The following is a 24,264-nucleotide window of genomic DNA, read 5'->3' on the forward strand; positions in this document are numbered from 1 at the left end:
GCACCATGTTGATGCTCTCCAGGAAGATCGCGTTGCGGTTCTTCTGGTAGTTGCCGAAGACCTCGGCATCCGACATCAGGCCGCCCGGGCTGATGCCCATGATGAAGCGGCCCTTGAGGATGTGATCCAGCATCGACACCTGCGCGGCGATCGCCGCCGGATGCCCGTTGGGCATGTTGATGGTGCCCGTGCCCAGCACGATGTCCTTGGTCTCGTGGGCCAGGGAGGCCAGGAACATCAGGCTGGAGGTGACGTTCTCGGCGATGTCGGTGACGTGCTCGCCGACGAAGCCCTCCACGTAGCCCAGGCGGTCGGCCAGCAGGAAGGCCTCGCGGTCTTCGGCCAGCGTTTGCGTTGCATTGCGCCCCGGGGGGTGCAGCGGCATCATGAACATGCCCAGTTTCATGGAGTCTCCGGTCTTTCTTTATCGGGTCAGGCCAGCGCGGGCGTGCCGCGCAGGCGTTGAGTGAGTGTGTCGGCGCACCGGCGCATGCCGGCGAGCACCTTGCCCTGGTCGCTCGTGTCGAGGCGATCGGAGGCGCCGATCGCGGTCAGCGCGAACACCATCGCGCCGTCGGGTGCGAACACCGGCACGGTCAGCACGCTGATGCTGCGGCCATACAGCTCGGTGAAATCCTCGATGCCTTCCAGCCGCACGAAGCCTTGCGCGCGGAACTGCGCCACGCGCTGCTCCAGGCCCTCGGTGCGCGGCACGCGGTTGGCCGCGCGGTCGGTGGCGGCCTCTTCGCCAATGAAGGGCGCCGTCATTTCGGTCGGCAGCCAGGCCGCGAAGGCGAGACCGGTGCCGGACGTCAGCACCGGCAGCACGAGCCCCGTGCGCAGGTTGTCGCTCACCGGCTCCTTCGCCTCTTCCCAGCGCACGATGGTGGGGCCGTGATTGCCCCACACGCCCAGGCCGATGGTCTCGTCGATCTCGTCGGACAGTTCCACCACGGCGCGCGTTGCCAGGCGCACGGCCTGCAGCCGCGCGATGTTGGGACCGCTCTCGGTGAGCAGGCTGCCCAGGTCGTGCGGCTGCGCGACCAGGTAACGCCCCCCGCCGAACACCAGCGGCTGCCTGCCGCTGCGCTGCATGCGTTCCACCTGGCCGAGGAAGACCATGTGGTCGCCGCCGCGAAAGCAGTCCATGCGCTTGCATTCCAGCCAGGCGGCGCTGCCGCGGATCAGGGGCACGCCTCCGAGGCCGGTATCGATCGCGCAGCCCGCGAACTTGTCGTCCTTGCCGCGAGCGAACTGGTTGGAGATCGCCACCTGGTCGTCGGCCAGGATGTTGACCACGAAGCGCTCGGCATCGCGGAACACGGGGTGGCTGGGCGCCGTGAGCGACTGGCTCCACAGGATCAGCGGCGGGTCGAGCGAGACCGAACTGAAGGAGTTGACCGTCAGCCCGTGCGGCTTGCCCTGCGCATCCACGGTCGTGATCACGGTCACGCCGGTGACGAAGGAGCCCAGCACCTGCCGCAGTTCGCGCGCGTCCAGGGCGGCGGGAGCGCTCATCGCCCCGCTCAACTTTCCACCTTCTCGATCGCGCCCGACTTCGCCGAGCGGAAGATCGCTTCCAGCGCGCTGACGTTGGCGATCATTTCTGCGCGCGGCACCGGATAAGGCGCCCGACCCTCCGCGGCATCGGCGAACGCTTCGAGGTTGTGCAGCACCGCGGGCGCGGGTTGCAGGTCGACGGAGGTCGCGCGGTGCTCGCCGCGCAGGTGCCTGGTGAGCGTCCAGCCTTCCGGCGCCTCGGGATGCGTCTTGTCGCGCACCTCGGCCCAGCCCTGCGAGCCGTACACCGCGAAGCGGCCGGCAAAAGGCGTGGCCAGGATCGCGCTGATCAGCGCATGGCCACCCTTCTTGAAGGTGACCAGCGCCGCCAGCGTGTCGCCGTTGGACAGCGGGCTGCCCAGTTGCTTGACGCTGCAATGCACGGTGTCCGCTTCGCCGAACACGCCGACCGACAGATCGAGCAGGTGGATGCCGGTGGCCGTCATCGGGCCGGCCGGCGCTTCCTTGCCGGAGAGGCGCCAGTTGTCGCTGGCCAGGGTGAGGAACTTGTCCTGGCTGAAGTTGGCCTCCACCTGCAGCGGCGTGCCGAGCGCGCCGGACTTCACCAGCTTCATGATCTCCAGGATCGGCGGCTCGAAGCGCTTCTCGTGGCCCACGGCCAGCGCGACGCCCGCCTGCTCCACCGCCGCGATGGCGCGCAGCACGTCGGCGCGCGACATCGACAGCGGCTTCTCGCAGAACACGTGCTTGCCCGCCCGGGCCGCGGCGACGATCTGGTCGGTGTGCTGCGAGTGCGGCGTGCACAGCACGACGGCCTTCACGTTCGGGTCGGCCAGCGCCTGCTCGAAGCTGGCAGAGAAGGGGATCTCGCGCTCGCGTGCGAACGCCTCGCCCGAAGGGCTGACGTCGGCCACGCGCACGACGCGCAGCTTGTCGCTCTGGCGAGCCAGGTCGGTGATGATGCGGCCCCACCATCCGAGGCCGATGACGGCGATGTTCAGCATATGTTCAGTCCAGCTTGGATTCCAGCTCGGCCCAGTCCTCGCAGCGCACCGCCTTGCCGGTACGCGCGGACAGGTCCAGCGCCTTGGTGAGGATCAGGTTCATGTGCGCTTCGGCGGTGGTGGCGGCCTGCGTCGTCCAGCCCGCACCCACGCGATTGAGCCACGACTCGGTCTCTTCACGCATCGGCCCGCGCAGTTCGCCCAGGGCCATGTCGCCCGGCGGGTAGCTGCCCATGAAGTCGACCAGGCGCTGCTTGTCGGGCGCATAGCCCGTCATCTGCGGCTTGGAGACGGCCAGCACGATGTCGCGGTGCGTGTCGTCGATGGTCAGCACGCCCTCGGTGCCGACGATGCCGACATCCAGGCTGTACACCGCGCCCGGCCAGGTGGTGGGCAGCGCCCAGTTGATGCTCAGGTGGTAGGCACTGCCGTCGGCAAAGGTGATCATGCCGGCGGTGCAGTCGATGCCCTTGTACTGCGGGCCCAGCGCCTTGTCGTTCGACTTGGCGTAGATCTCCACCGGCTGCTTGCCTTCCATCATCCACATGACGATGTCGAGGGCGTGCGTGCCGGAGATCACCATCGGCGAGATGCTGGAGGGATCGTCGGTGCGCACGTAGTTGTCGATGGCCACCAGCCGGTTCATGAAGGCGCGGCTGGTCACCAGCGTCACCTCGCCCAGCGCGCCGGTGCGCACCTTCTCCTTGGCCGCCAGCCAGCGGCGCCGAAAGCGCTGCGTGTAGCCGACGACGGCATCGACTTTCGCCTTCGCTATCGCCTCCATCACCTGGCGCGACTCGCTGGCGCGGGTGGCCAGCGGTTTCTCGATCAGCATGGGCTTGCCGAGACGTGCCGCTTCCAGCACGGGCCCGACGTGCAGGTGTTCGTCGGTGGCGACGATCACCGCATCGACCTCGGGCCGCGCGAGCAGCTCCTTGTAGTCGGCGGTGATGAAGTTGGCGCCGATCTTGCGGCCCACTTCCTGGGCGCGCTCGGGCTTGATTTCGGCGAGGCCGACCCACTTCACCAGCGGATGGCGCGCGGCCACCTCGCCGCGGAACAAGCCGACGCGGCCGCCGCCGATGATGGCGAGGCCGATGGGACGCGATTCAACGGTCATTGGGGGAAACTCCTGTTCGATTCAATCGGCCGTGGCGTTCGAGCTCTTGGCGACGGCGCCCCAGCGGCGCGCTTCCTGCTGGATGAAGGCAGCCAGCTCCTTGGGCGAGGCACTGGTCGCGGTCTCGACCCCGCCCTTGAGCAGGTCGGCCTTCACGTCCTCGCGCGCCAGCACCTTCAGCAGCGCGGCATGCCATTTCTCGATGACCGGCTCGGGAGTGTGCAGCGGGAACATCACGGCTTGCCACGAGCCCCCCACCACCTGGGGAAAACCCGATTCGACGAGCGTCGGCACGTCAGGCAGCGAAGAAAGCCGCCTGGCACTTGCCACCGCGACGGGCTTGAGCCGGCCGCCCTTGATCAGCGGCATGGCCGCGGGCACCGGCACGAAGCCCACGGGCACGTGGCCGCCGACGATGTCGACCAGCGCGGGGCCGGCGCCGCCCTTGTAGGGCACGTGCGTCATGTCCAGCTTGGCCTCCTGGCGGAACAGCTCCATTTCCAGGCGATTGAGGCTGCCGCTGCCCGGCGAGGCGAAACTCATGCCGGGGGTCTTGCGCGCGTGCTCGACGAACTCGGCCACCGTCTTCGACGGCACGTTGGGGTTGGCCACCATGACGTCCGGCGCATTGGCCACCAGCGTCACCGGCATCAGGTCGGCGGCGCTGACCTTCTGGTTGGCGCCGAAGATCGCCGGGTTGATCGCCAGCGTGCCGACGTTGCCCAGGAAGGCCGTGTAGCCGTCCGGCGCGGCGCTGGCCGCGGCTTCCATGCCGATGTTGCCGGCGGCACCCGCGCGGTTGTCGATCAGGATGGTCTGGCCCAGTTCGGCCTGCAGCCGCGGCGCCAGGATGCGCGCGACGAAGTCGGAGGCGCCACCGGGCGCGAACGGCACGATCACGCGGATCGGCTTGTTGGGATAGCCCTCGGCCTGCACGAGCGCGGGCAGGCCCGCCAGCGGCAGGGCGGCCGCCACGGCGAGAAGGGAGCGGCGCAAGAGTCGCATCGGGTTTGTCTCCTTGTGTTTTATGTTGTCGGGACCCGGCGCGCCGCTCAGGCCACCCTGGCCAGCTGCGGGCGCGCCAGCGGCAGCGTAACCGGCAGGTTGGTCTCCGCCGAGAGGTCGGCGGCGATATAGAGCTCCATCACCATGCGCGCGTGCTCCGGCGTCACCATCACGGGCTCGTCGCGCACCACGGCGTTGAGGAAGTGCTCGGTCTCGGCGGCCATCGGGCCGGCCCACACGTGTTCCACCTTCTCGCCGGGCATCGACGACATGGGCAGCTGCATGCCGTCCTTCATCGAGCGCACGATCACGTCCTTGTGGCTGTCGTCGACGAACACCGCGCCTTCGGTGCCGATCATCTCGATCATCGTCGTCGAGAAGTTGGGGTAGTTGGGCGGCAGGCTCCAGCCGCCACCGACCACGAAGGACACGCCGTTGTCCATGGTGACGTTGATCCACTGCAGGTCGGGCGTCTCGGTGCCGCTCATGGCCTTGATCGCGCCGTAGTTGTTCTGCGAGTAGACGCGCACGGGCTTGGCCGGCTCCAGGCACCACAGCACGAAGTCGAGGTCGTGCGTCGACTCCATGGCGGCGGGCGACAGCTTGGTGCGGCCCGTGATCTTCGTGCCCAGGGCGCGGCTGATGTGGCGGGAAACAAGGGCGCTGACCGGCGTGCCGATCGAGCCTTCGCGGATCGCCTTGCGCACATAGGCGAACTTGGGGTTGAAACGCTGCGAATAGCCGATGGTGAACTTGAGCTTCTTGCTGCGGGCCAGCGCGATCAGTTCGTCGGCCTCTTCCAGCGTCATCGCGATGGGCTTTTCCAGGAACACGTGCTTGCCGGCGAGCAGGCAGGCCTTGGTCATCGGGTAGTGCGTGGTCTCGGGTGTCGCCGAGATGTACACCGCGCTGATCTTGTCGTTGTTGGCGATGTCGTGCCAGTCGGTGGTGGCCGTCTTCGGCTTCACCAGCGCCTTGACCTCGGCCAGCCGCTCGGGCCGGCTCTCGGCCACGTGCAGCGCCTTGCAGAACGGGTGGCGGGCGAGGGTCTCGGCCCGGATGCCGCCGCACCAGCCGGTGCCGATGACGGCGACTTCGATAGCGTCCATGTTCACTCCTGAAGGAATCTCTTGCGAGCATGGATGCTAGGCAGCACTGCCTCTCTGGACAAACGCTTTGTCAGCATGCCAGCCATGCAACAATGGCATGGCACAAGCAAACCTACGATGGACATCCGCAGCCTCAAGTGCTTCATCCTCACTGCTGAACTTGGCAGCATCACGCGTGCTTCCGGCGAGCTGGGCATCGTGCAATCGGCGCTGAGCCGCAAGATCCAGACGATCGAGGACGAGCTGGAATGCACCCTGTTCACCCGGCTGCCGCGCGGCATCCAGCTCACGCCGGCCGGGCGCCGCTTTCTCGAGCGGGCCCGCCGCGTCGTGCGCGAGGTGGACTTCGCCCGCATGGACCTGAAGGATGGTGCCGCCGAAGTGCAGGGGGCGGTGAGCCTGGGCCTGTCGCCCACGCTGGCGCCGCTGCTGGCGCCCGATTGCCTGGCGCAGGTGGCAGCGGACTACCCCGGCATCCAGCTGAAGATCGTGGAGGGCTTCAGTGCCACGCTGCTGGACCTGCTGATCACCGGCCGCATCGAACTGGCCGTGCTGACCAATCCGCCGCGCACGACGATGCTGCAGGCGGAGCCGGCGGTGTCCGAGGAGATCCTGGTGATCACGCCGCCGGGCGCGCGCGGCATCCAGCCTTACTACACGCTCGACGAGCTAGGCAACGAGCCGGTGGTGGTGACCTCGGGCCTGCGCACCGTGATCGAGGACCAACTGCGGCGGCACGGGCGGGCGCTGAACGTCGCGGCGGAGGTGGATTCGGTGGAGGCGATCCGCCGCATGGTGATGCGCGGGCAGGCCATCACGCTGATGCCGGCCTCGACCTTCCAGGAAGACGTGCGGGCGCATCGGCTCGACGCCTTCCATGTGGCCAATGCCAGCCTGCACCGCCTGCTGGTGATCGCCCAGCCGCTCTCGGGCCGCGACACGCCGGCGATCCGGCAAGTGGCCGAGACGCTGGCGCGGCAGTTTTCGGCGCTGGCGGACGAGGGGGCGTTCCGCTTGCTGCAGCGCCTGCCGGCCAAGGCCGCCAAGGCCCGGCGGGCGTAGCCGAAGGCGCCCGCCAACGTGCGGCGCGGATCAAGTCATTTCAGAACGCAGAAGTCGCAGAAATTCCGCAGAAGACGCAGAAAACACAGCGAGGAATCCTTCTGCGTTTTCTGCCTTGCTTCTGCGACTTCTGCGTTGAAAAGTTCTTGTGCGGCCACCCTACCGCTAGCGAGGGCCGAACATCACCCCGGCGCGTTGCGCATCCAGTCCGCAGTCTGGGAAAACGACTCGCGCAAGCGCGCGCGCAGCGTCTCGTCGACCCCCACCTCGCCCATCGCCTGGTCCATGCACGCCAGCCACTGATCGCGTTCGATCACGCCGATCTTGAAGGGCATGTGGCGCATGCGCAGGCGCGGGTGGCCGTAGCGGTCGGTGTAGTGCTGCGGGCCGCCGAGCCAGCCGCACAGGAACCAGAACAGGTTCTGGCGCGCCCGTTCGAGCTCGCTGCCATGGGCCGCGCGCAATTCCGCGTACTTCGGCTCCAGGTCCATCAGGTCATAGAAGCGCTCCACCAGCGCCTTCACCTTGTCTTCGCCGCCGACCCACTCGAACGGGGTGGCGGGTTGCGGCTGATCCTCTTTGTCCATGCCGCGATTGTCCCAGCGAAGCTATTCGGAGGCCTTGCGCAAGGTCTCCACCACCGGCCGGCTCAGCACTTCGCGCAGTCCCCACCAGCCAGCGGCCAGCGCCAGCACGGCCCCCGCGAGCGCGCCCTCGATGGGCACCAAGGGTGAGGCCGTCCAGGCGAAATCGAAGGCGTACTTCGCCAGCGCCCAGCCCACCACCGAGGCGACCACGCTGGCCAGGAAGCCGGCGAGCAGGCCCACCCCGATCAGCTCGGCGCGCTGCACCTGGCGCAGCAGGCTGGCGCGCGCGCCCACCGCCCGCATGATCGCGAACTCGCGCGCGCGCTCTTCGCGCGTGGCCGTGACGGCGGCAAACAGCACCACCACGCCCGCGGCCAAGGTGAAGCCGAAGAGGAATTCGACGGCGCGGATCACCTTGTCGAGGACGCCTTGCACCTGGTTGAGGGTGGCCGTCATGTCGACGTCGGTGACGTTGGGGAAGGCGTGCACCAGGGCGTTGTCGAAGCCGGGCCTGGCGGGCGCGCGAAAGGCGCCCATGTAGGTGACCGGCATGTCGGGCAGCGCGGCCACCGGGTACATGACGAAGAAGTTGGCGCGCATCGAGCCCCAGTCCACCTTGCGCAGCGAAGTGATCTTCGCCTCGCTGGTGCTGCCCTGCACGTCGAAGCGCAGCGTGTCCCCGAGCTTCAGCCCCAGCGTCGTGGCCAGGCCTTCTTCGACGCTGATGGCGCCCTGCTCGCCCGGCTGCCAGCGTCCGGCCGCCACCTGGTTGTGCGCGGGCGGCTGCGCGGAAAAGGACAGGTTGAATTCGCGATCGACCAGCCGGCGCGCACGGTCATCGGCGAAATGGTCAGGCGCGATGCTTCGGCCATTCACGGCGACGAGGCGGCCGCGAAACATCGGGTACCAGTCCAGCCGCTGCACGCCGGCGCCACGCAGCATCTGCAAAAAGGGCTGGCTCTGGTCCGGCTGCACGTTGATCACGAAGCGGTTGGGCGCATCGGCGGGCGTGGCCTGGCGCCAGCTGCCAATGAGGTCGGTGCGCAGCAGCACCAGCAGCACCAGGGCGAGCATGCCCACCGCCAAGGCGCTGGTCTGCACCACGGCATAAGCCGGGCGCGCGCCGATCTGCCGGGTGGCCAGCACCAGCCAGCGCGGCGCGGTCGCTTCGTTGACGACGCGCCGCAGCAGCTTCACCGCCGCCCAGCTGAGGCCGGCGAACAGCAGCACCGCACCGGCGAAGCCACCGACCGCGATCAGCCCCAGCTTCAGGTCGCTGCTGGCCGCCAGCAGCAAGGCGACAAAGCCGGCAACGCCGATGCCCAGCACCAGCAGCGAGGCCGGCTTCAGGTTGCCGACGTCGCGCCGGATCACCCGCAGCGGCGGAACCTGCGCCAGTTGCAGCACCGGCGGCAGCCCGAACGCCAGGAGCAAGGTGAGGCCCATGCCCATCCCGAACACCACCGGCCAGCTGCCGGGCGCCGGCAACGTGGTCTGCACGAGGTCGCTCATGAGCGCGACGAAGCCGAAGTGCACCGCGAACCCGATCGCCACGCCCAGCGCGCTGGCAGCCAGCCCGATCAGCGAGAACTCGATCGCGTAGCTGAGCGCGATCGTGCGCTGGCTCTGTCCCAGCACCCGCAGCATCGCGCAGTCATCGAGATGGCGGCTGGCGAATCCGCGGGCGGCCAGGGCCACGGCCACCGCACTGAGCAAGGCGGCAAGCAACGCGACCAGGTTGAGGAATTTCTCTGCGCGATCCAGCGTCTGCCGCATCTCGGGCCGGCCGGTTTCGAAGGACTCGATGCGCACGCCGCGCACGTCGGCGCGCCTGGCCTGCGCGGCAGCCCAATCGGCGAACTGCTTGACCTGCCGGTCGGGACCGGCAACGGCGAAGCGCCAGCTCACCCGGCTGGCCGGCTGCACGAGATGCGTCGCCGGCAGGTCCAGCGTGTTGATCATCACGCGCGGCGCGAAGTTGAGGAAGCCGGTGCCGCGATCGGGCTCGACCGTGATGATGCGGGCGATATGCAGCTGCGCGTCCCCGAGCAGCAGCGGGTCGCCGATCTTGAGATTCAGCGACTCGAGCACGGCGGCATCGAGCCACGCCTGGCCGCGGCGGGGCACCTCGCGGGTCTTGCTGCCCGGGGCGTCAGGGCGGTCGGTGACCTGCAGGTTGCCGCGCAGGGGATAGCCCTCGGGCACGGCCTTCAGCGCCACCAGGCGACTGGCACCCCCGAGTGCGTCGGGCGCGCGGGCCATGGAAGGAAACACCTGCGTGGTCACGGATTGCAGGCCGAGCGCCTGCGCCCGCTGCAGGAAGTCCGCCGGCGTGGGCTGGTCGCTGACCACGACGACGTCGCCGCCCAGGAGCTGGCGCGCATCGCGGGCGAGGCCGCCCTTGAGGCGGTCGGCGAAAAAGCCGACGGCCGTCAGCGCCGCGACGGCCAGCGTCACGGCGACGATCAGCAGGCGCAGTTCGCCCGCGCGCAGGTCGCGCCACAGCGTGCGCCAACCGAGGGACCAGGCGGAGTGCAGCGTCATGCGCCAATCATGCCTGCGGCGGCACCGCTGGCCTGGGGCGCGCGGCCAGCTCCGGCTGCAGCAGCAGGCGGTCGCGGCCGGTGTAGCAGAGGAAGTGGCGGTTGGTGGCGCGGCCTATGGTGCACAGGCCTACGCGCTGCGCGATGTCGTGGCCCATCTGCGTCATGCCGCTGCGCGACACGACGATGGCCACCTGCATCTGCGCCGACTTGATCACCATCTCGCTGGTCAGCCGCCCGGTGGTGTAGAACACGAACGGCGCCTCGCGCGTCGGCGGCGCGATCTCGCCTTGGTTCAGCCACATCCAGCCGGCGATGGTGTCGATGGCGTTGTGGCGGCCGACGTCCTCGACGAACAGCAGCATCTCCTCGCCGCGAAAGAGCGCGCAGCCATGCACGGAGCCGGCGGACTTGTACGTGCTTTCCTGCAGCCGGATCGCGTTCACGACGCCGTACAGCTGCGCCTGGGTGATGCGCGCATCGGGCAGGCGCAAGCTGTCCACTTCGTCCATCAGGTGGCCGAAGACGCTGCCCTGCCCGCAGCCGGTGGTGACCACGCGATGCGCCGTGCGTTCCTCGATGCGTTCGATGCCGGTGCGCGTCTTGACGGCAGCGGCGCCGACCTCCCAATCGACGGTGACAGATTCGACGGCCTCGAGCGATTCGACCAGGCGCTGGTTGCGCAGGTAGCCCAGCACCAGCCATTCGGGATGGGCACCGAGCGTCATCAGCGTGACGAGTTCGCGCTTGTCAACGTAGACGGTGAGATCGCGTTCGGCCGGGATGGAAATGGTCTCGAGCTCGCCATGCTCGTTGACGATCTCCACGCTGCGCGTCAGCGGCGCCCGGGCGGCGGTGAGGACGGGACGGGTGATGGCCGAAGGCTCGCTCATAGATCCGTGATGCGCGCCTCGTTCCGCGAGCTGTAGATGTCGATCACGCGGCAGTCGCCGCACATCTTCAGCCGCTCGAGCGCGGCGCCCTGGAACATCGCGTGGCCCGCGAGCTTTCCTATCATCGACTCGATGCCCTTGAGCGTGCCGAAAGCCTTGCCGCAGCGGATGCAGCCATAGGGCTGGGTTTCGTTCAGCACCCGGGCCTGCTTGCGCTCGGGCGTGAGCAGCAGGCGCGGCTGCAGCGCGATCGCCTGCTCGGGGCAGGTCGTGGCGCACAGGCCGCACTGCACGCAGTTCTTCTCCACGAAGCGCAGTTGCGGCGACTCCGGGTTGTCCTGCAGCGCGCTCGATGGGCAGGCGCCCACGCAGCTCATGCAAAGCGTGCACTTGTCCTTGTCGACGGCGACCGTGCCGAACAGGGCGCCTGGCGGCAGCGCGATCTGTTCCGGCTTGCGCGGCGCCTGGTCGCAAAGGTGGTCAAGCGCGAGTTCCAGCGTCGTGCGCTTTTCGCCGGAGACGGCGAAGCGCGCGCGCGCCGCGGGCGTCGCTCCGCGGCGGCTGGCCAGCAGGCGCAGTTCGCCATCGAGCGCGTCGGCGCTGGCGACTTGCAGCAGGCTGAAATGCCGGCCGCTGTAGCCAAGCCCTTCGACGATCGCCTGCGCGACCTGCATCTGCAAGCCAAGCCCCTCGAGATATTGCGGCGCCTCTTCCCCAGTGGCCAGCACCGCTACGTGCGCGGCGCCCTGGGCGACCGCCGTGAGCCACAGCTCGATGCCGACGCTGGCGATGTGCCACAGCGGCAGCGGGATCACGTTGGCCGGCACACCCTCGGCACGGCCCACGCGCGCGGCGCGACCGAGTTCCTCGACCAGAGCCTGTCCGCGCTCGTGGCCATGCAAAAGCAGCACGGGCGCCGTGCCTCCCGCAGTGAAGTACGTGGAGAGCACGGTGCGGATCTTCGCGCCCTGTTCGCTGGCGCGCGGATAGGCGTAGGAGATTGCGCCCGTGGGGCAGACGGTGGTGCACGCGCCGCAGCCCACGCACAGATTGGGATTGACCTGGATCTGCTGGCGGGCGCGGTCACTGGTGATCGCCTCGGCGGAACAGATCGCGATGCAGGCGTCGCAGCCGACCTGGTTGTTGCGGCTGTGGGCGCACAGCTTCTGCTTGTATGCGAAGAACCTGGGCTTCTCGAATTCGCCCACCAGCTCGCGCAGCTTGATCACGACCTCGAGCGCGCGCGGCCCCTGCGCCTGCCCCGGTGGCAGGTGAAAATAGCCCTGGGGAGGCGCGTGTCGTGCGAAGGACGGCTCGCGCTGCAGATCCAGCACCAGGTCGAAGCTGTCGCTGTGGGCCACGGGCGGGCGCGCGAAGTCGATGGCGCCGGCCACGGCGCACGCCTTGACGCACGCGCGGTGGCCGGTGCAGGACTGCAGGTCGACCTGGTAATCCAGGCCGATCGCCTGTTCCGGGCACGCCGATACGCAGGCATTGCAGCGCGTACACAGGTCCAGGTCGATCGGGTTGTCCTGCGACCAGGCCAGCGTGAAGGCGCCCAGCCAGCCGGTGAGGCTGCCGATGCGGCCGCCGAGCACGGGGTACCTGCGCTCCTGCGCGCCGCTGCCGCCGCGCGCGAAGATGGTGACGTCGAGGACATCGCCGGCCAGGGCGGCAAAGCGCTCGGCCTCTTGCAGGGGACCGATAACCAGCAGCCGCCCGGCGCTTTGGTACGTGACGGTGGGCACCGGCTCCGGCTCGGGCAATCTGGCCGCGGCCAGCAATGCGGCCAGCTTGGGCATCGCGCTGCGCGCGTCGCGGCTCCAGCCCCCGGTCTCGCGGATGTTGACGAAGCGGACCGGCGACACGGCGCCTTCGGTCTGCTGGCCGAGTTCGCCGAACAGCCGCTTTTCCTGGGTGCAGGCGACGACCACGTCGTCGCCACTCTTTACCGCCTGCTGGAAGGCGCCGGCCTCGCGCCGGCACAGCGTGGAGTGCAGGGTGAGCTTTTCATCCAGGGCCCGGCCGAGGACCGCCGGGTCCAGCGGCATCGTCTTGTTGCAGTCGCAGATCAGGGTCGCCATCGTGTTCGGCCGGCGGTAATGCTTGTGCGGTATCGGACTGTGCCACGGATTGCGGCGGCGGGTCTTCGGCGGCCTGCTGCTCTTCGTCCTCGAACAGGCCCAGGAAGCGCGCGCCCACGAGCTGCCGCAGCATCTCCGGCGGGATCGGATCGGACTTGTTGTAGTCGTCGATGTAGACGTCCAGGCCGTCCATCACATGGAAGTGGGGATCGGCAAAAAGCTTCTTGAGGGCCGCGTTCTTCACCTCGGGGGCGACGCCGGGGCGGACGAAGCGGGTGAAGTCGGAGGTGGGGGTGAGCTCCTGGGTGTCTGCGAGGGTGGGGGGCGGAGCTTGCTGGAGCGCCGTCCCCTCACCCCTGCCCTCTCCCGCGAGCGGGAGAGGGAGCGAATCCAGTCCTGCTCCCTGTCGCGCGAGAGCGAGAGGGAGAGGGAGTGAATCCGGTCTTGCTCCCTTTCCAGCGAGCGGGGGAGAGAGCGAATCCGGTCTTGCTCCCTCTCCCCGCGGGGGAGAGGGTTGGGGTGAGGGCAGCGGCACCTCGTCCGGCACGGCCTCGCCCTTGCGCACCGCCTCCTTGCGCTTCGCCCAGCGCCCGAGGAATCCCTCAGCCATTGCCGTCTCCCCCGCCGACCTTCTTCTCGGTCGTCCCCGAAGCCCGCTGCCCGAAGCGATCCTCCACTCGCCGGAAACTCTCAGGCCGCTTGCGTTTCTTGGGCTCGCTCACATAGTGCGCTTCGACAAACGCGTGCATCCACTCGACGATATGCGGGGGCGCCGGCACCTGCTCCACCCTCTCCTGCGCATCGAGCCAGCGGGCCGCCTCGTGATAGCTCAGGCTCACCACCACCGGCCGGGGGATGGGCTCGTCGGCCACGCCGGCCTGCTCTTCCATGCGCCACAGCACGAACCAGCAGGGCGCCGGCGCGCTGACGTTGAGGAAGTAGCCCTCGGCATCGTCGCGGAACAATTCGGCCCGAAAGCCCGGATGCAGCCAGCGCTCGCCATCCTCGCCCTGGTAGAGGCGCCGGGCTTCGCTGCCGTAGGCCGGCTCGTCGGGCACCACGTCTTCCAGCTCCCACTGCCACGGCTGCCAGTGGCTGGCGGTGCGGCGCTTGCGCAGGACCACGGCGACTTCGATGCTGGGGCGTGAGGTCATGGGAAGAGATCCCCGCGCCTGTGGCCGCGGGAAGCATGACGCGGATTGTGCAACAGCCATCGAGCCGGGCTGCGCGCGGCGACCGGCGCGCGGCGAAGGCGGCCGACCGCCAGCCTCAGGCCGTCCTGGACACCGCGGCAACCGGCAGCATCACGACGAATTCGCTGCCCTGGCTCTTGCCAGCGCTCGTGGCGCCCACGCTGCCTTCGTGGGCCTTGATCAGTTCGCGCACGACCGCCAGCCCGATGCCCAGCCCGCCTTCGTTGACTTCGGTGGCGTGCTGGTCGCGCACGAACATGTCGAACACATGGGGCAAGGCCTTTTCACTGATGCCGATGCCGTTGTCCGTGATGGTCACCACGACGGCATGGCCGCGCATGCCCACGCGCAGCGAAATCGCGCCACCTTCCAGCGTGTACTTCGACGCGTTCTCCAGCAGGTTGCCGAAGACCTGGACCAGCCGCACCGCGTCCCCGAGCACCATCACGGGCCCTGAGCGCGGACTGCGTTCGAAGCGGTGCTTGCGCGCATCCATTCCCGGCTGACTGGTCTCGATCGCGCGATCGAGCACGGCGTTCAGGTCGATGACGGTTCGCTCCAGCCGGAAGTTGCCGGTGCTGATGCGCGATCCCTCCAGCAGGTCGCCGATCAGGCGGGTCATCTGCGCGACCTGCCCGGTGATGGTCGCCTGCAGCCGGGCGTGCGCTGCTTCGTCGGTGCGCGCGCGATCGAGCATCACGGCCGCCAGCCGCAGCGGCATCAGCGGATTGCGCAATTCGTGGGCCACCGTGGCGAGGAAGCTGACCCGCCGGCCGTGCGCCTCCGTGGCGACGACCTCGACCAGCTTGGCGTCGGACCGCGCGCGCGCGAGCAGTTCGTTGGCCGCGCGCAAGGCCTCGCCTGGCGCATCGGCGATGTCGCTCCTCAGCTGGACGAGCTGGCCCCGCAGCAGCGCAAGCTCGGAGCGCGCGGCCTCGATCTGCTGGTTGAGCAGCGCAACCGACAGGATGGCGGTGTCCGCCTGCGACGATGCGGCCATGCTTACCCCTTTGACCTCAGCTCCACCCCGATCCCGCGGTAGCCCAGGAACTTGCAGCTGGCGCCGAACATCGGTTCCCCGCTGACCTGGAAACTCTGGCGCGTGCCGTCGGCGTTGACGCGGCTGAAGATGAAATTCAGGAACGGCTCACGCGCCTGGACGGCGGCCTGCAGCGCAGACCGCTCGGCATCGTTCCACCCGTCTGCGGGGCGGCTGCCGCCCACCGGTGCCTCGTCGGCGAGGCTGTCGACCCGGACGCCGAGCATCTCCAGCACCGGCCCGGAGACCTTGGTGAAATTGCCGTGCTCGTCCTGTTCCCAGTACCAGTCGGAAGCCAGCTCGGTGAGGCTGCGATAACGCGCTTCGCTCTCGCGCAATTCGGCCGTGCGCTCCTGTACCGCTGCCTCCAGTTCCAGGCTGTACTGTTCCAGGCGCCGGTACAGCAGGCGAACTTCCAGCATGTTGCGGATGCGGGTCGCCACCTCCAGCAGGTCGAACGGCTTGCTGATGAAATCGCGCGCGCCCGCCTGCAATGCGCGCAGCTTGTGCCCCGGCTGGGCGGTGATGACGAGCACCGGCAGGTACGGGTCGTGATCGTTGGTCTTGAGGCCTTCCATCACCTGGAAGCCGTCCATGCCGGGCATCTGCAGGTCGAGCAGGATCAGGTCGTACCGGTTCTTGCGGTGCAGGGCGCACACCTCCTGCGGATCCATGGTGGACTCGACCCGGGTGTAGCCGCCCTGGCGAAGCGCGTCTTCCAGCAGGGCGACGTTGGCCGGCTGGTCGTCGACCACCAGGATCTTCGCGTCGCGGGTGTCGGGTGCAGCGCTCAGCACGACGACTCCGCCGCCGCCGCGGCCGCCTTGGCGCCATGCGACACGAGCAGGGCAACGTCGAGGGCGTCCATGAACTCGGCGACCTTGATCGGCTTGGTGATGTAGCTGAAGAAACCCGCTTCCAGGCCGCGCTCGATATCGCGCGGAATCGCGTTGGCACTGAGGGCGATGATCGGGATGTGCGCCGTGGCTGGGTGCGCGCGCAGCACCTGCATGGCCTGGATGCCGTTGATGCCGGGCAGGTTGATGTCCATCAGGATCACGTCGGGCAGGCAGGCCCGTGCGTACTCGATGCCCAGCCTGCCGTCGGTGGCGCTCACCATGCGCAGGTCGCCGCGACGCTCGATCAGCTGCGCGACCAGTTCGAGGTTGGCCGGGTTGTCCTCAACGTAGAGGAGCGTGCGCTGCGGCGCTCCCTGCGGCACGGGAGGCCGCACCGCGTCGACATCGCCCAAGGGCACCGGCACGAACTCCGGCGCGCTCGCGACCTTGAATTCGCACCAGAAGGTGCTTCCCTCGCCGACCGTGCTGACGGCCCCCATCGCGCCTCCCATCAGGTCCACCAGCCGCTTGGTTACCACCAGGCCGATGCCGGTTCCTTCCTCCGGGCCCGACTCCCGGCCCAGCCGGTTGAACGGCTGGAACAGCTGGGTGAGCTGTTCGGGCGCCAGGCCCATCCCGGTGTCGTGCACGCTGATGCGGATGCAGTCCACGCCGGGCGCCGTTTCCACGGTCACGCTGCCCTCCGGGCGGTTGTACTTGATCGCGTTGAACAGGATGTTGATCAGGACCTGCTTGACGCGCGTGCGATCGGCAAGAATGAACTGCGGCGTGCCGAGGACCGGGAACGCCATCTGGATGCCGCGCGAGCGCGCCTGCGGCTCGACCATCGCCTGACACTCCGAGACGATCTCCGCCAGCGACACCGGTTCGTTGGACAAGGTCAGCTTGCCGGACTCGATCAGCGCCAGGTCGAGGATTTCATTGATGAGCTCCAGCAGGTACCAACCAGCCTTGAGGATGTGCTCGATGCTGCGCTTCTGCACCGCGGTCGGTGCCGGCTGCCCGCTGCCCAGGAGCTGGCCGAAGCCCAGGATCGCGTTCAGCGGCGTTCGCAGCTCGTGGCTCATGCTGGAGAGGAACTCGGACTTGGCGAGATTGGCCTTGTCCGCGGCGGCGAGCGCCGCGTGCAGCTCGGACTCCACCAGCTTGCGGGTGGAGTTGTCGGTTCCGATCAGCAGGTAGCCGATGATCGCGTCGTCGTCGCCGCGCAGCGCCGTGATCGAGACGATCGCCGGAAAGCGGCTGCCGTCCTTGCGGATGTAGGTGAGCTCGTAGATGTCCTCGATCTCGCGCGACGCCTTGAAGGCGAGGGCTTCGAAGCCGGGGGCGATGGTGGTGCCGAGTTCGAGCGTCAGCGCCTCGGCCCGCTCGGTCACTTCGCGCGGGTCGTGCAGGTCGCTGGGGGAGACCCGGTTGATGACCTCGTCGGCGCGGTAGCCGAGCATGCGCACGGCGCCGACGTTGAAGAGCTGGATGATGCCGCTCTCGTCGGTCGCGATAATGGAAAAGTTCGCACTGGTCAGGATGGCGTTCTGCAGGGCGCCGGCCTTGACCAGACGCGAGGCGCTGCCGCCCTGGGTCAAGGGGTCGGTCGGGCGGGCGCGGACGATGCCGGCGGTTCTCGGTTCGAGCATGCTTGGACCCTAGCACGCTCCGCAGCCGGCGTATGTGCGCAGTCCAACATAACGCGCGCGCGCAGCAATTCGGCTACCCGGCCTGGCCGCGCGGGACATCGCACATCAGCCGGTCGAATTCGAGCTTGGCCACGGCATAACATTCGCACACGGCGTTTTCCAGCCCGGCGCGGTCCAGCACTTCGATGTGCCCGCGGCGGTAGCGGATCAGGCCCTCCCGTTGCAGGTGGCCTGCCGCTTCGGTCACGCCTTCCCGGCGCACGCCCAGCAGGCTGGCGATCAGCTCCTGCGTCATCGTCAGGCTGGTACCGGACATCCGGTCCAGGCTCAGCAGCAGGCAGCGGCACAACTGCTGTTCCACCGAGTGGTGCCGGTTGCACACCGCGGTCTGTGTCATTTGCGTGATCAGGGCCTGCGTATAGCGCAGCAGCAGGCGCATGACGGAGCCGCCGAGCTCGAACTCCCGCAGCAGCACGCCGGCGCGCAGCCGGTAGGCATGACCGGCGCTGCGCACCACGGCGCGGCTGGGCGTGGTGTGGCCGCCCATGAACAGCGAGATGCCGACGACGCCTTCGTTGCCGACGACACCGATCTCGGCCGAAGACCCGTCCTCCAGCACGTACAACAGCGAAACGATGCACGTGGCGGGGAAAAAGAGATGGTCCATCCGGCCGCCGGATTCGCTGAGCACCTTGCCGAGCGGCATGGGCACCAGTTCCAGGTCAGCGGCGAGACGTCCGTATTCGGCGGTGGGGAACGCCGCCAGGAGATGGTTTTGTGTGGTCGAATGAACAGGCGGCATCGGTGCATATTGTGCCTTCGGGATGGACCGTCTGCTGCTGTGCTGGAGGCGATCCGCACCGCTGTGCAGCGCCACCGGCCCTCAGGTGTCCTTCGATACCGTGATGGTCGGGAACCTGGCGGAGAAGTCCTTGGCCTTGGCCGCGATCTTGATCGCCATCTGCCGTGCCACCGCCTTGTAGATCTTCGCCGGCTCGCTGTCGGGGTCGGCCACCACCGTGGGCTTGCCGCTGTCCGCCTGCAGGCGGATCTGCATGTCCAGGGGCAACGCGCCGAGATAATCGATGCCCTTCTCCTGGGCGTAGCGCTTGCCGCCGCCTTCGCCAAAGATATGTTCCGCATGCCCGCAGTTGCTGCACACGTGCACCGCCATGTTCTCGACGATGCCGAGGACGGGCACGCCCACCTTCTCGAACATCGTGACGGCCTTGCGGGCGTCGATCAGCGCGATGTCCTGCGGCGTGGTGACGATCACAGCGCCCGTCATGGGCACGCGCTGCGACAGCGTCAGCTGGATGTCGCCGGTGCCGGGCGGCATGTCGACGATCAGGTAATCGAGCTCCTGCCAGTTGGTCTGGCGCAGCAGCTGCTCCAGCGCCTGGGTGGCCATGGGGCCGCGCCAGATCATGGCCTCGTCCTGGTTCACCAGGAAGCCGATCGACATCACCTGGATGCCGTGGTTCTCCATCGGCTCCATGGTCTTGCCGTCCTCGCTCTCGGGACGCCCCTGGATGCCCAGCATCATCGGCTGGCTCGGGCCGTAGATGTCGGCATCGAGCACGCCGACGGTGGCGCCCTCGGCGGCGAGTGCCAGCGCGAGATTGGCCGCGGTGGTGCTCTTGCCGACGCCGCCCTTGCCCGAGGCGATCGCGATGATGTTCTTCACGTTGGGCATCAGCTGCACGCCGCGCTGCACGGCATGGGCCGTGACCCGGGTGGCGATGTTCACGGAGACGTTCGCCACACCGGGCACCGACTTGGCGGCAGCGATGAATGCGCGGCGCAATTCCGGCAGCTGGCTCTTGGCGGGATAGGCCATCTCCACTTCGAAGGCGACGTCGCCGCCTTCGATCTGCACGTTCTTCACGGCCTTGGTGGAAACGAAATCCTTGCCCGTGTTCGGGTCCTTGACGCCCGCGAGCGCCGCGAGCAACTGTTCCTGGGTGGCCATGGTGCGTGTGTTCCTGTTGCGCCCAGTGTACTGAGTGGCGCTGCCGGCCTTCAGGGCTGCTGCTCGGCAGGACTGATGCGGATCAGCTGACCGTCGCGCATGACGATCAGGTCCGTGCCTGTCTGCTGCGCGACCTGCCTGGCCCGATTCGCTGCGCGTCGCAACGCGGCCAGCGAGCCCTTCAGGTCTGCGCCTGATGGCTGCGGCGGCGCGCCGTAGACCGGCTGCGACTCTTCGACATCGCCTTTCTTGCTCATTGCCTTGCCACTCCAGTCGATCAGGACCGGCTCACCGCCGGAATTGTCGTAAAGAACCCAATGGTCCACCAGCGCCTGGTAAACCGTCGTGAAGAGGCGCCGGCCCGCTCCCTCGCTAAAATCTCCGGTTCCCTTCGGAAACCCCCATGCCCCAGCGCAAGCTCTTCGTCACCACCGCCCTGCCTTACGCCAACGGCAAGTTCCACATCGGCCACATCATGGAGTACATCCAGGCCGACATCTGGGTGCGCAGCCAGCGCATGCAGGGAAGCATGGTGCAGTTCGTGGGCGCCGACGACGCGCATGGCGCGCCGATCATGATCGCGGCCGAGAAGGCGGGCAAGACGCCGCAGCAGTTCGTGGGCGAGATCGCTGCCGGCCGCAAGCAGTACCTCGACGGCTTCCACATCCGCTTCGACAACTGGCACTCCACCGACAGCCCGGAGAACACCGAACTCGCGCAGGCGATCTACCGCCAGCTCAAGGCCAAGGGCCTGATCACGACGCGCACCATCGAGCAGTTCTACGACCCGGTCAAGGGCATGTTCCTGCCCGATCGCTACATCAAGGGCGAGTGCCCCGTGTGCCATGCGAAGGACCAGTACGGCGACTCGTGCGAGGTATGCAGCAGCGTCTACGCCCCCACCGAACTGATCGCCCCCTACTCGACGCTGACCGGCGCGCGGCCGGAGCTGCGCAGCTCGGACCACTACTTCTTCCAGTTGTCCAAGCCCCAGGTCGTCGAGTTCCTCAAGGCCTGGACGCAGGACAAGGATGCCGACGGCACCGGCGTGCCCAGGCTGCAGCCGGAGATGGCCAAGAAGGCCGGCGAGTGGTTCGAGGCCGGCATGGCCGACTGGGACATCAGCCGCGACGCGCCCTACTTCGGCATCGAGATTCCCGACGTGCCCGGCAAGTACTTCTACGTCTGGCTCGATGCCCCCGTCGGCTATCTCGCCAGCCTGAAGAACCACTTCGACCGGGGCCAGGCGAAGGACCATTGGCACCCCGCCTCGCGCACCGATGCCACGTTCGAGCAGTACATCTCCGATCCGCAGGTGGAGCAGGTGCACTTCATCGGCAAGGACATCGTCTACTTCCACACGCTGTTCTGGCCGGCGATGCTGAAGTTCAGCGGCCGCAAGACGCCCAACCAGGTGAACGTGCATGGCTTCATCACCGTGAGCGGCGAGAAGATGTCCAAGAGCCGCGGCACCGGCATCGACCCGCTGAAATACCTGTCGCTGGGCATGAACCCCGAGTGGCTGCGCTACTACATCGCCGCCAAGCTGAATGCCCGCGTCGAGGACGTCGATTTCAACCCCGACGACTTCGTCGCGCGGGTGAACTCCGATCTGGTCGGCAAGTACGTGAACATCGCGAGCCGCGCGGTGAAGTTCATCGCGGGCGGCAAGCTGGTCGCGGGCGACCTCTCCGCGCTGAATCCGGGCCGGCTGGTGGAGAGCGTGCGGCAGCAATACGAGAGCCGCGACTACGGCAAGGCGCTGCGCGAGGTCATGGCGTTTGCCGACGAAGTGAACCTGCGCTTCGACAGCGCCGCTCCCTGGAAGCTGGTGAAGGAAGGCAAGAGCGAGGAGGCGGCGCGCGTCTGCTCGGAATGCCTGGAGGCCTTCAAGGTTCTCACCGCGTGCCTGAAGCCGGTGCTGCCGGAACTCGCCAAGCAGGCGGAGCAGTTCCTGCGCTGCGAGCCGCTCGATTGGGACAATGCTGCCAGGCCGCTGGGCGAAGGGCACCAGGTGGGCGAGTACAAGCACTTGATGCAGCGGGTGGACATGAAGGTGGTGGATGCGCTGTTCGAGCCGGCTGTGGACGCAATCCCCTCACCCCAGCCCTCTCCCGCAAGCGGGAGAGGGCGCGAGGCGGGAGTCGGAGTGGGAGCGGGAGCGCCCCCACCCCAGCCCTCCCCCGGTGGGGGAGGGAGTGAACAGCCGGGGGGCGAGGAGATCGGGGAGACCATCACGATCGACGACTTCACCAAGATCGACCTGCGCATCGCGAAGATCGTCGAGTGCAAGGCGGTGGAAGGGTCGACCAAGCTGCTGCAGTTGACCCTCGACGTGGGCGAGGGGCGCCATCGCAATGTCTTTTCCGGCATTGCCTCGGCCTACCAGCCGGAAGACCTGGTCGGCAAGCTCACGGTGATGGTGGCCAACCTGGCGCCGCGCAAGATGAAGTTCGGCGTGAGCGAAGGCATGGTGCTGGCGGCCAGCCACGCCGAAGAGAAGCAGAAGAACGGGATTTACGTTCTGAGCCCCTGGCCGGGTGCCGAGCCCGGCATGCGGGTGCGCTGACGCACTGGCGCGCGGCCCGCCCTCGGGCTTTACCTGATCTGCGTCAGGGCAAGGCCAGCCGGTCCTAGAATGCGTGCGTCTCAGCTGTATCGGACGCGCCTATGCCCACCCGCTCCTCCCCGGCCCGCCTGGCGGCCCTCGCCGGCCTCGCGGCCCTTGCCACGGCGCTCTCCGGCTGCGCCATCGTCACCGTGGCCGGCGCCGCGGCTTCGGTCGCCGTGACGGCGGGGTCGCTGGCGGTCGATGCCGCGGTCGGCACGGTCAAGATCACCGGCAAGGCCGTCGGCCTCGCCGCCGACGCCATCCTCCCCGGCGACTCCAGGCAATGATGCCCCGGCGGGCCCGACGCTCGCCCGCGCCAGGCCGGGGTGCAAGAATGGCCGATGCCACCAGTCTCGCTCGCGCCCTTTCGACCCCGCTTGCTCGCCTCGCTTCGCGGCTACGGGCGCGACCGGTTCCTGCGTGACCTGGGCGCCGGCCTCACGGTCGGCGTGGTCGCCCTGCCCCTGGCGATGGCCTTTGCCATCGCCTCGGGCCTGAAGCCGGAAGCGGGCCTGTGGACGGCCATCATCGCCGGCCTGCTGATCGCCTTGCTGGGAGGCTCCTCGGTGCAGATCGGCGGCCCGGCCGGTGCGTTCATCGTCATCGTCTACGGGATCATCGAGCGCTACGGGGTCGCCAACCTGCTGATCGCCACCAGCTGCGCCGGCGTGCTCCTGTTCGTCATGGGCCTGCTGAAGCTGGGACGGCTGGTGCGCTACGTGCCGGTGAGCATCGTCATCGGCTTCACCAACGGGATCGCGGTGCTGATCGCAGCGTCGCAGGTCAAGGACTGGCTGGGACTGTCGATCTCGAAAATGCCGGCCGACTTCTTCACCCAGCTGGGCACGATCGCGCGGCATCTCGACACGTTCAATCCGTATGCCTTCGCGCTCGGCACCGCCTGCCTCGCCGGCCTGTTCATCTGGCAGCATCTCTGGCATGCGGAGTCGCCGGCGAACAAGCTGGCGCAGGACATCCCCGGCATGCACCAGGCCAGCGCCGTTGGCGCGCGGATTCCCGGGGCAGTGGTGGCGCTCGTCACGCTGACGGCCTTGTCCGTCCTCCTGCACCTGCCGGTCGACACCATCGGCAGCCGCTTCGGGAGCATCCCGCCCGGCCTGCCGCCCATGGCCTTGCCGGACTTCAGCTGGGAAACGGTGAAGCTGCTGGTCACGCCCACCATCACCATCGCCCTGCTCGGGGCGATCGAGTCGCTGCTGTGCGCGCGCGTGGCCGACCAGCTCACCAGCCTGCCGCGGCACGACCCGAACCAGGAGCTGATGGCGCAGGGCGTGGCCAACTTCATCGTGCCCTTCTTCGGCGGCATGCCGGCGACCGGCACCATCGCGCGGACGGTGACCAACGTCCGCGCGGGCGCAACCTCGCCGGTGGCCGGGGTGATCCACAGCCTGACGCTGGCGGTCATCGTGCTGGCCGCCGCGCCGCTGGCGCTGCTGGTGCCCCTGTCGGTGCTGGCCGGCGTCCTGCTCTACACGGCCTGGAACATGGGCGAGTGGCGCGAGTTCGCGCACCTGCGCCGTTACAGCCTCCACTACCGCGTCCTGATGCTCGGGACCTTCGCGCTGACGGTGGTGTTCGACCTGACGGTGGCGGTGGAGGTGGGACTGTTCACGGCCTGCGTGCTGTTCATCCAGAAAATGAGCTCGCTGTTCAGCGTCGAGCCGCTGGAGCGCGGCGGCGGGCTGCTGCGCTATCGCCTCTACGGCTCGCTGTTCTTCGGCGCCACCGCCAAGATCGATTCGATCGTGCAGGCCGTGGAGAGCGCACCCGAGGGTCCGGACGTGGTGCTCGATGCGCTGCACCTGGTGCACCTGGACACCTCCGGGCTGGACACGCTGCGGCAATTGCACAAGGCGATCCTGCTGCGCCAGGGCACTCTGCGCATCGAAGGCCTGCAGGACCAGCCCCGCGAGGTGATCGAACGCGCCGGCTTCGACGTGGAGCTGGCCCGGCACCTGGCGTCGGCGGAAGTCGCGGCCTGAGGGGCCGGCCGCAGCCCCCCGGTA

Annotated in this window: 22 protein-coding genes; 4 read left to right on the forward strand and 18 right to left on the reverse strand. The window is 68.3% G+C overall.

Features of this window, described 5'->3' with window-relative positions; translation table 11 throughout:
- From JWP60_RS21390 to JWP60_RS21415, 6 genes are all read right to left on the reverse strand, one after another.
- Positions 1–406: LLM class flavin-dependent oxidoreductase (locus JWP60_RS21390; RefSeq protein ID WP_299795771.1), on the reverse strand; the 406-nt coding region annotated here is incomplete at its 3' end.
- 26 nt (positions 407–432) lie between these two features.
- Positions 433–1,518, reverse strand: coding sequence for a flavin reductase (locus JWP60_RS21395; RefSeq protein WP_299795774.1), 1,086 nt, complete (start codon positions 1,516–1,518; stop codon positions 433–435).
- An 8-nt stretch (positions 1,519–1,526) separates the two neighbouring features.
- Positions 1,527–2,525 carry a Gfo/Idh/MocA family oxidoreductase gene (locus JWP60_RS21400; protein WP_299795777.1) on the reverse strand — a complete coding sequence of 333 codons (999 nt, stop codon included), beginning with the start codon at positions 2,523–2,525 and terminating at the stop codon, positions 1,527–1,529.
- Between the two features lie 4 nt (positions 2,526–2,529).
- Complete coding sequence (locus tag JWP60_RS21405; protein ID WP_299795780.1) at positions 2,530–3,645, reverse strand: Gfo/Idh/MocA family oxidoreductase; 1,116 nt, start codon at positions 3,643–3,645, stop codon at positions 2,530–2,532.
- 21 nt (positions 3,646–3,666) lie between these two features.
- Positions 3,667–4,650: a tripartite tricarboxylate transporter substrate binding protein gene (locus tag JWP60_RS21410; RefSeq protein WP_299795783.1), complete on the reverse strand. Its 984-nt coding sequence runs from the start codon at positions 4,648–4,650 to the stop codon at positions 3,667–3,669.
- 47 nt (positions 4,651–4,697) lie between these two features.
- The gene (locus tag JWP60_RS21415; RefSeq protein ID WP_299795786.1) at positions 4,698–5,759 is read right to left on the reverse strand and encodes a Gfo/Idh/MocA family oxidoreductase; all 1,062 of its coding nucleotides are present in this window, start codon (positions 5,757–5,759) and stop codon (positions 4,698–4,700) included.
- 117 nt (positions 5,760–5,876) lie between these two features.
- Here JWP60_RS21415 and JWP60_RS21420 point away from each other — a divergent pair, with 117 nt between their 5' ends.
- Entirely contained in the window at positions 5,877–6,821 is a 945-nt protein-coding gene (locus tag JWP60_RS21420) for a LysR family transcriptional regulator (protein ID WP_299795790.1), read from the forward strand.
- Between the two features lie 182 nt (positions 6,822–7,003).
- Here the strand turns inward: JWP60_RS21420 and JWP60_RS21425 are convergent, their stop codons facing one another.
- The 12 genes from JWP60_RS21425 to JWP60_RS21480 form a co-directional block, all read right to left on the reverse strand.
- Positions 7,004–7,408: a group II truncated hemoglobin gene (locus JWP60_RS21425; protein WP_299795793.1), complete on the reverse strand. Its 405-nt coding sequence runs from the start codon at positions 7,406–7,408 to the stop codon at positions 7,004–7,006.
- Positions 7,409–7,429: 21 nt separating this feature from the next.
- Positions 7,430–9,952, reverse strand: a complete 2,523-nt coding sequence (locus JWP60_RS21430) for an FtsX-like permease family protein (protein ID WP_299795796.1) — start codon at positions 9,950–9,952, stop codon at positions 7,430–7,432.
- 7 nt (positions 9,953–9,959) lie between these two features.
- A complete protein-coding gene (locus tag JWP60_RS21435) occupies positions 9,960–10,844 on the reverse strand; it encodes a formate dehydrogenase accessory sulfurtransferase FdhD (RefSeq protein WP_299795799.1) in 885 nt (294 codons plus the stop codon).
- Positions 10,841–12,928, reverse strand: a complete 2,088-nt coding sequence (locus tag JWP60_RS21440; RefSeq protein WP_299795802.1) for a 4Fe-4S binding protein — start codon at positions 12,926–12,928, stop codon at positions 10,841–10,843. The genes JWP60_RS21435 and JWP60_RS21440 overlap by 4 nt, the downstream gene beginning before the upstream one ends.
- Positions 12,855–13,538, reverse strand: a complete 684-nt coding sequence (locus JWP60_RS21445; RefSeq protein ID WP_299795805.1) for a DUF3306 domain-containing protein — start codon at positions 13,536–13,538, stop codon at positions 12,855–12,857. Before JWP60_RS21445 ends, JWP60_RS21440 begins: the two co-directional genes overlap by 74 nt.
- Positions 13,531–14,082 carry a DUF3305 domain-containing protein gene (locus tag JWP60_RS21450; RefSeq protein ID WP_299795808.1) on the reverse strand — a complete coding sequence of 184 codons (552 nt, stop codon included), beginning with the start codon at positions 14,080–14,082 and terminating at the stop codon, positions 13,531–13,533. The genes JWP60_RS21445 and JWP60_RS21450 overlap by 8 nt, the downstream gene beginning before the upstream one ends.
- A 115-nt stretch (positions 14,083–14,197) precedes the next feature.
- Entirely contained in the window at positions 14,198–15,121 is a 924-nt protein-coding gene (locus JWP60_RS21455; protein ID WP_299795811.1) for a HAMP domain-containing sensor histidine kinase, read from the reverse strand.
- Between the two features lie 2 nt (positions 15,122–15,123).
- Entirely contained in the window at positions 15,124–15,957 is an 834-nt protein-coding gene (locus JWP60_RS21460) for a response regulator (RefSeq protein WP_363320941.1), read from the reverse strand.
- On the reverse strand, positions 15,951–17,654 hold the full coding sequence (locus tag JWP60_RS21465) for an ATP-binding protein (protein ID WP_299795814.1): 1,704 nt from the start codon (positions 17,652–17,654) through the stop codon (positions 15,951–15,953). The genes JWP60_RS21460 and JWP60_RS21465 overlap by 7 nt, the downstream gene beginning before the upstream one ends.
- A 73-nt stretch (positions 17,655–17,727) precedes the next feature.
- Positions 17,728–18,456, reverse strand: coding sequence for a Crp/Fnr family transcriptional regulator (locus JWP60_RS21470; protein WP_299795852.1), 729 nt, complete (start codon positions 18,454–18,456; stop codon positions 17,728–17,730).
- Positions 18,457–18,537: 81 nt separating this feature from the next.
- Positions 18,538–19,626, reverse strand: coding sequence for an iron-sulfur cluster carrier protein ApbC (gene apbC, locus JWP60_RS21475; protein WP_299795817.1), 1,089 nt, complete (start codon positions 19,624–19,626; stop codon positions 18,538–18,540).
- 50 nt (positions 19,627–19,676) lie between these two features.
- Positions 19,677–19,952 (reverse strand): hypothetical protein, encoded by a 276-nt coding sequence (locus tag JWP60_RS21480; protein ID WP_299795820.1) that lies wholly within the window; start codon positions 19,950–19,952, stop codon positions 19,677–19,679.
- 77 nt (positions 19,953–20,029) lie between these two features.
- Here JWP60_RS21480 and metG point away from each other — a divergent pair, with 77 nt between their 5' ends.
- The 3 genes from metG to JWP60_RS21495 all read left to right on the forward strand — a co-directional run bounded on the left by metG (position 20,030) and on the right by JWP60_RS21495 (position 24,240).
- A complete protein-coding gene (metG, locus tag JWP60_RS21485; protein WP_299795823.1) occupies positions 20,030–22,195 on the forward strand; it encodes a methionine--tRNA ligase in 2,166 nt (721 codons plus the stop codon).
- A 101-nt stretch (positions 22,196–22,296) separates the two neighbouring features.
- On the forward strand, positions 22,297–22,524 hold the full coding sequence (locus JWP60_RS21490; protein ID WP_299795826.1) for a hypothetical protein: 228 nt from the start codon (positions 22,297–22,299) through the stop codon (positions 22,522–22,524).
- 54 nt (positions 22,525–22,578) lie between these two features.
- Positions 22,579–24,240, forward strand: a complete 1,662-nt coding sequence (locus JWP60_RS21495; RefSeq protein ID WP_299795828.1) for a SulP family inorganic anion transporter — start codon at positions 22,579–22,581, stop codon at positions 24,238–24,240.
- Positions 24,241–24,264 lie beyond the last annotated feature (24 nt).

Origin of the sequence: Ramlibacter sp. (assembly GCF_028291745.1) — a bacterium.
GTDB lineage: Bacteria > Pseudomonadota > Gammaproteobacteria > Burkholderiales > Burkholderiaceae_C > Ramlibacter.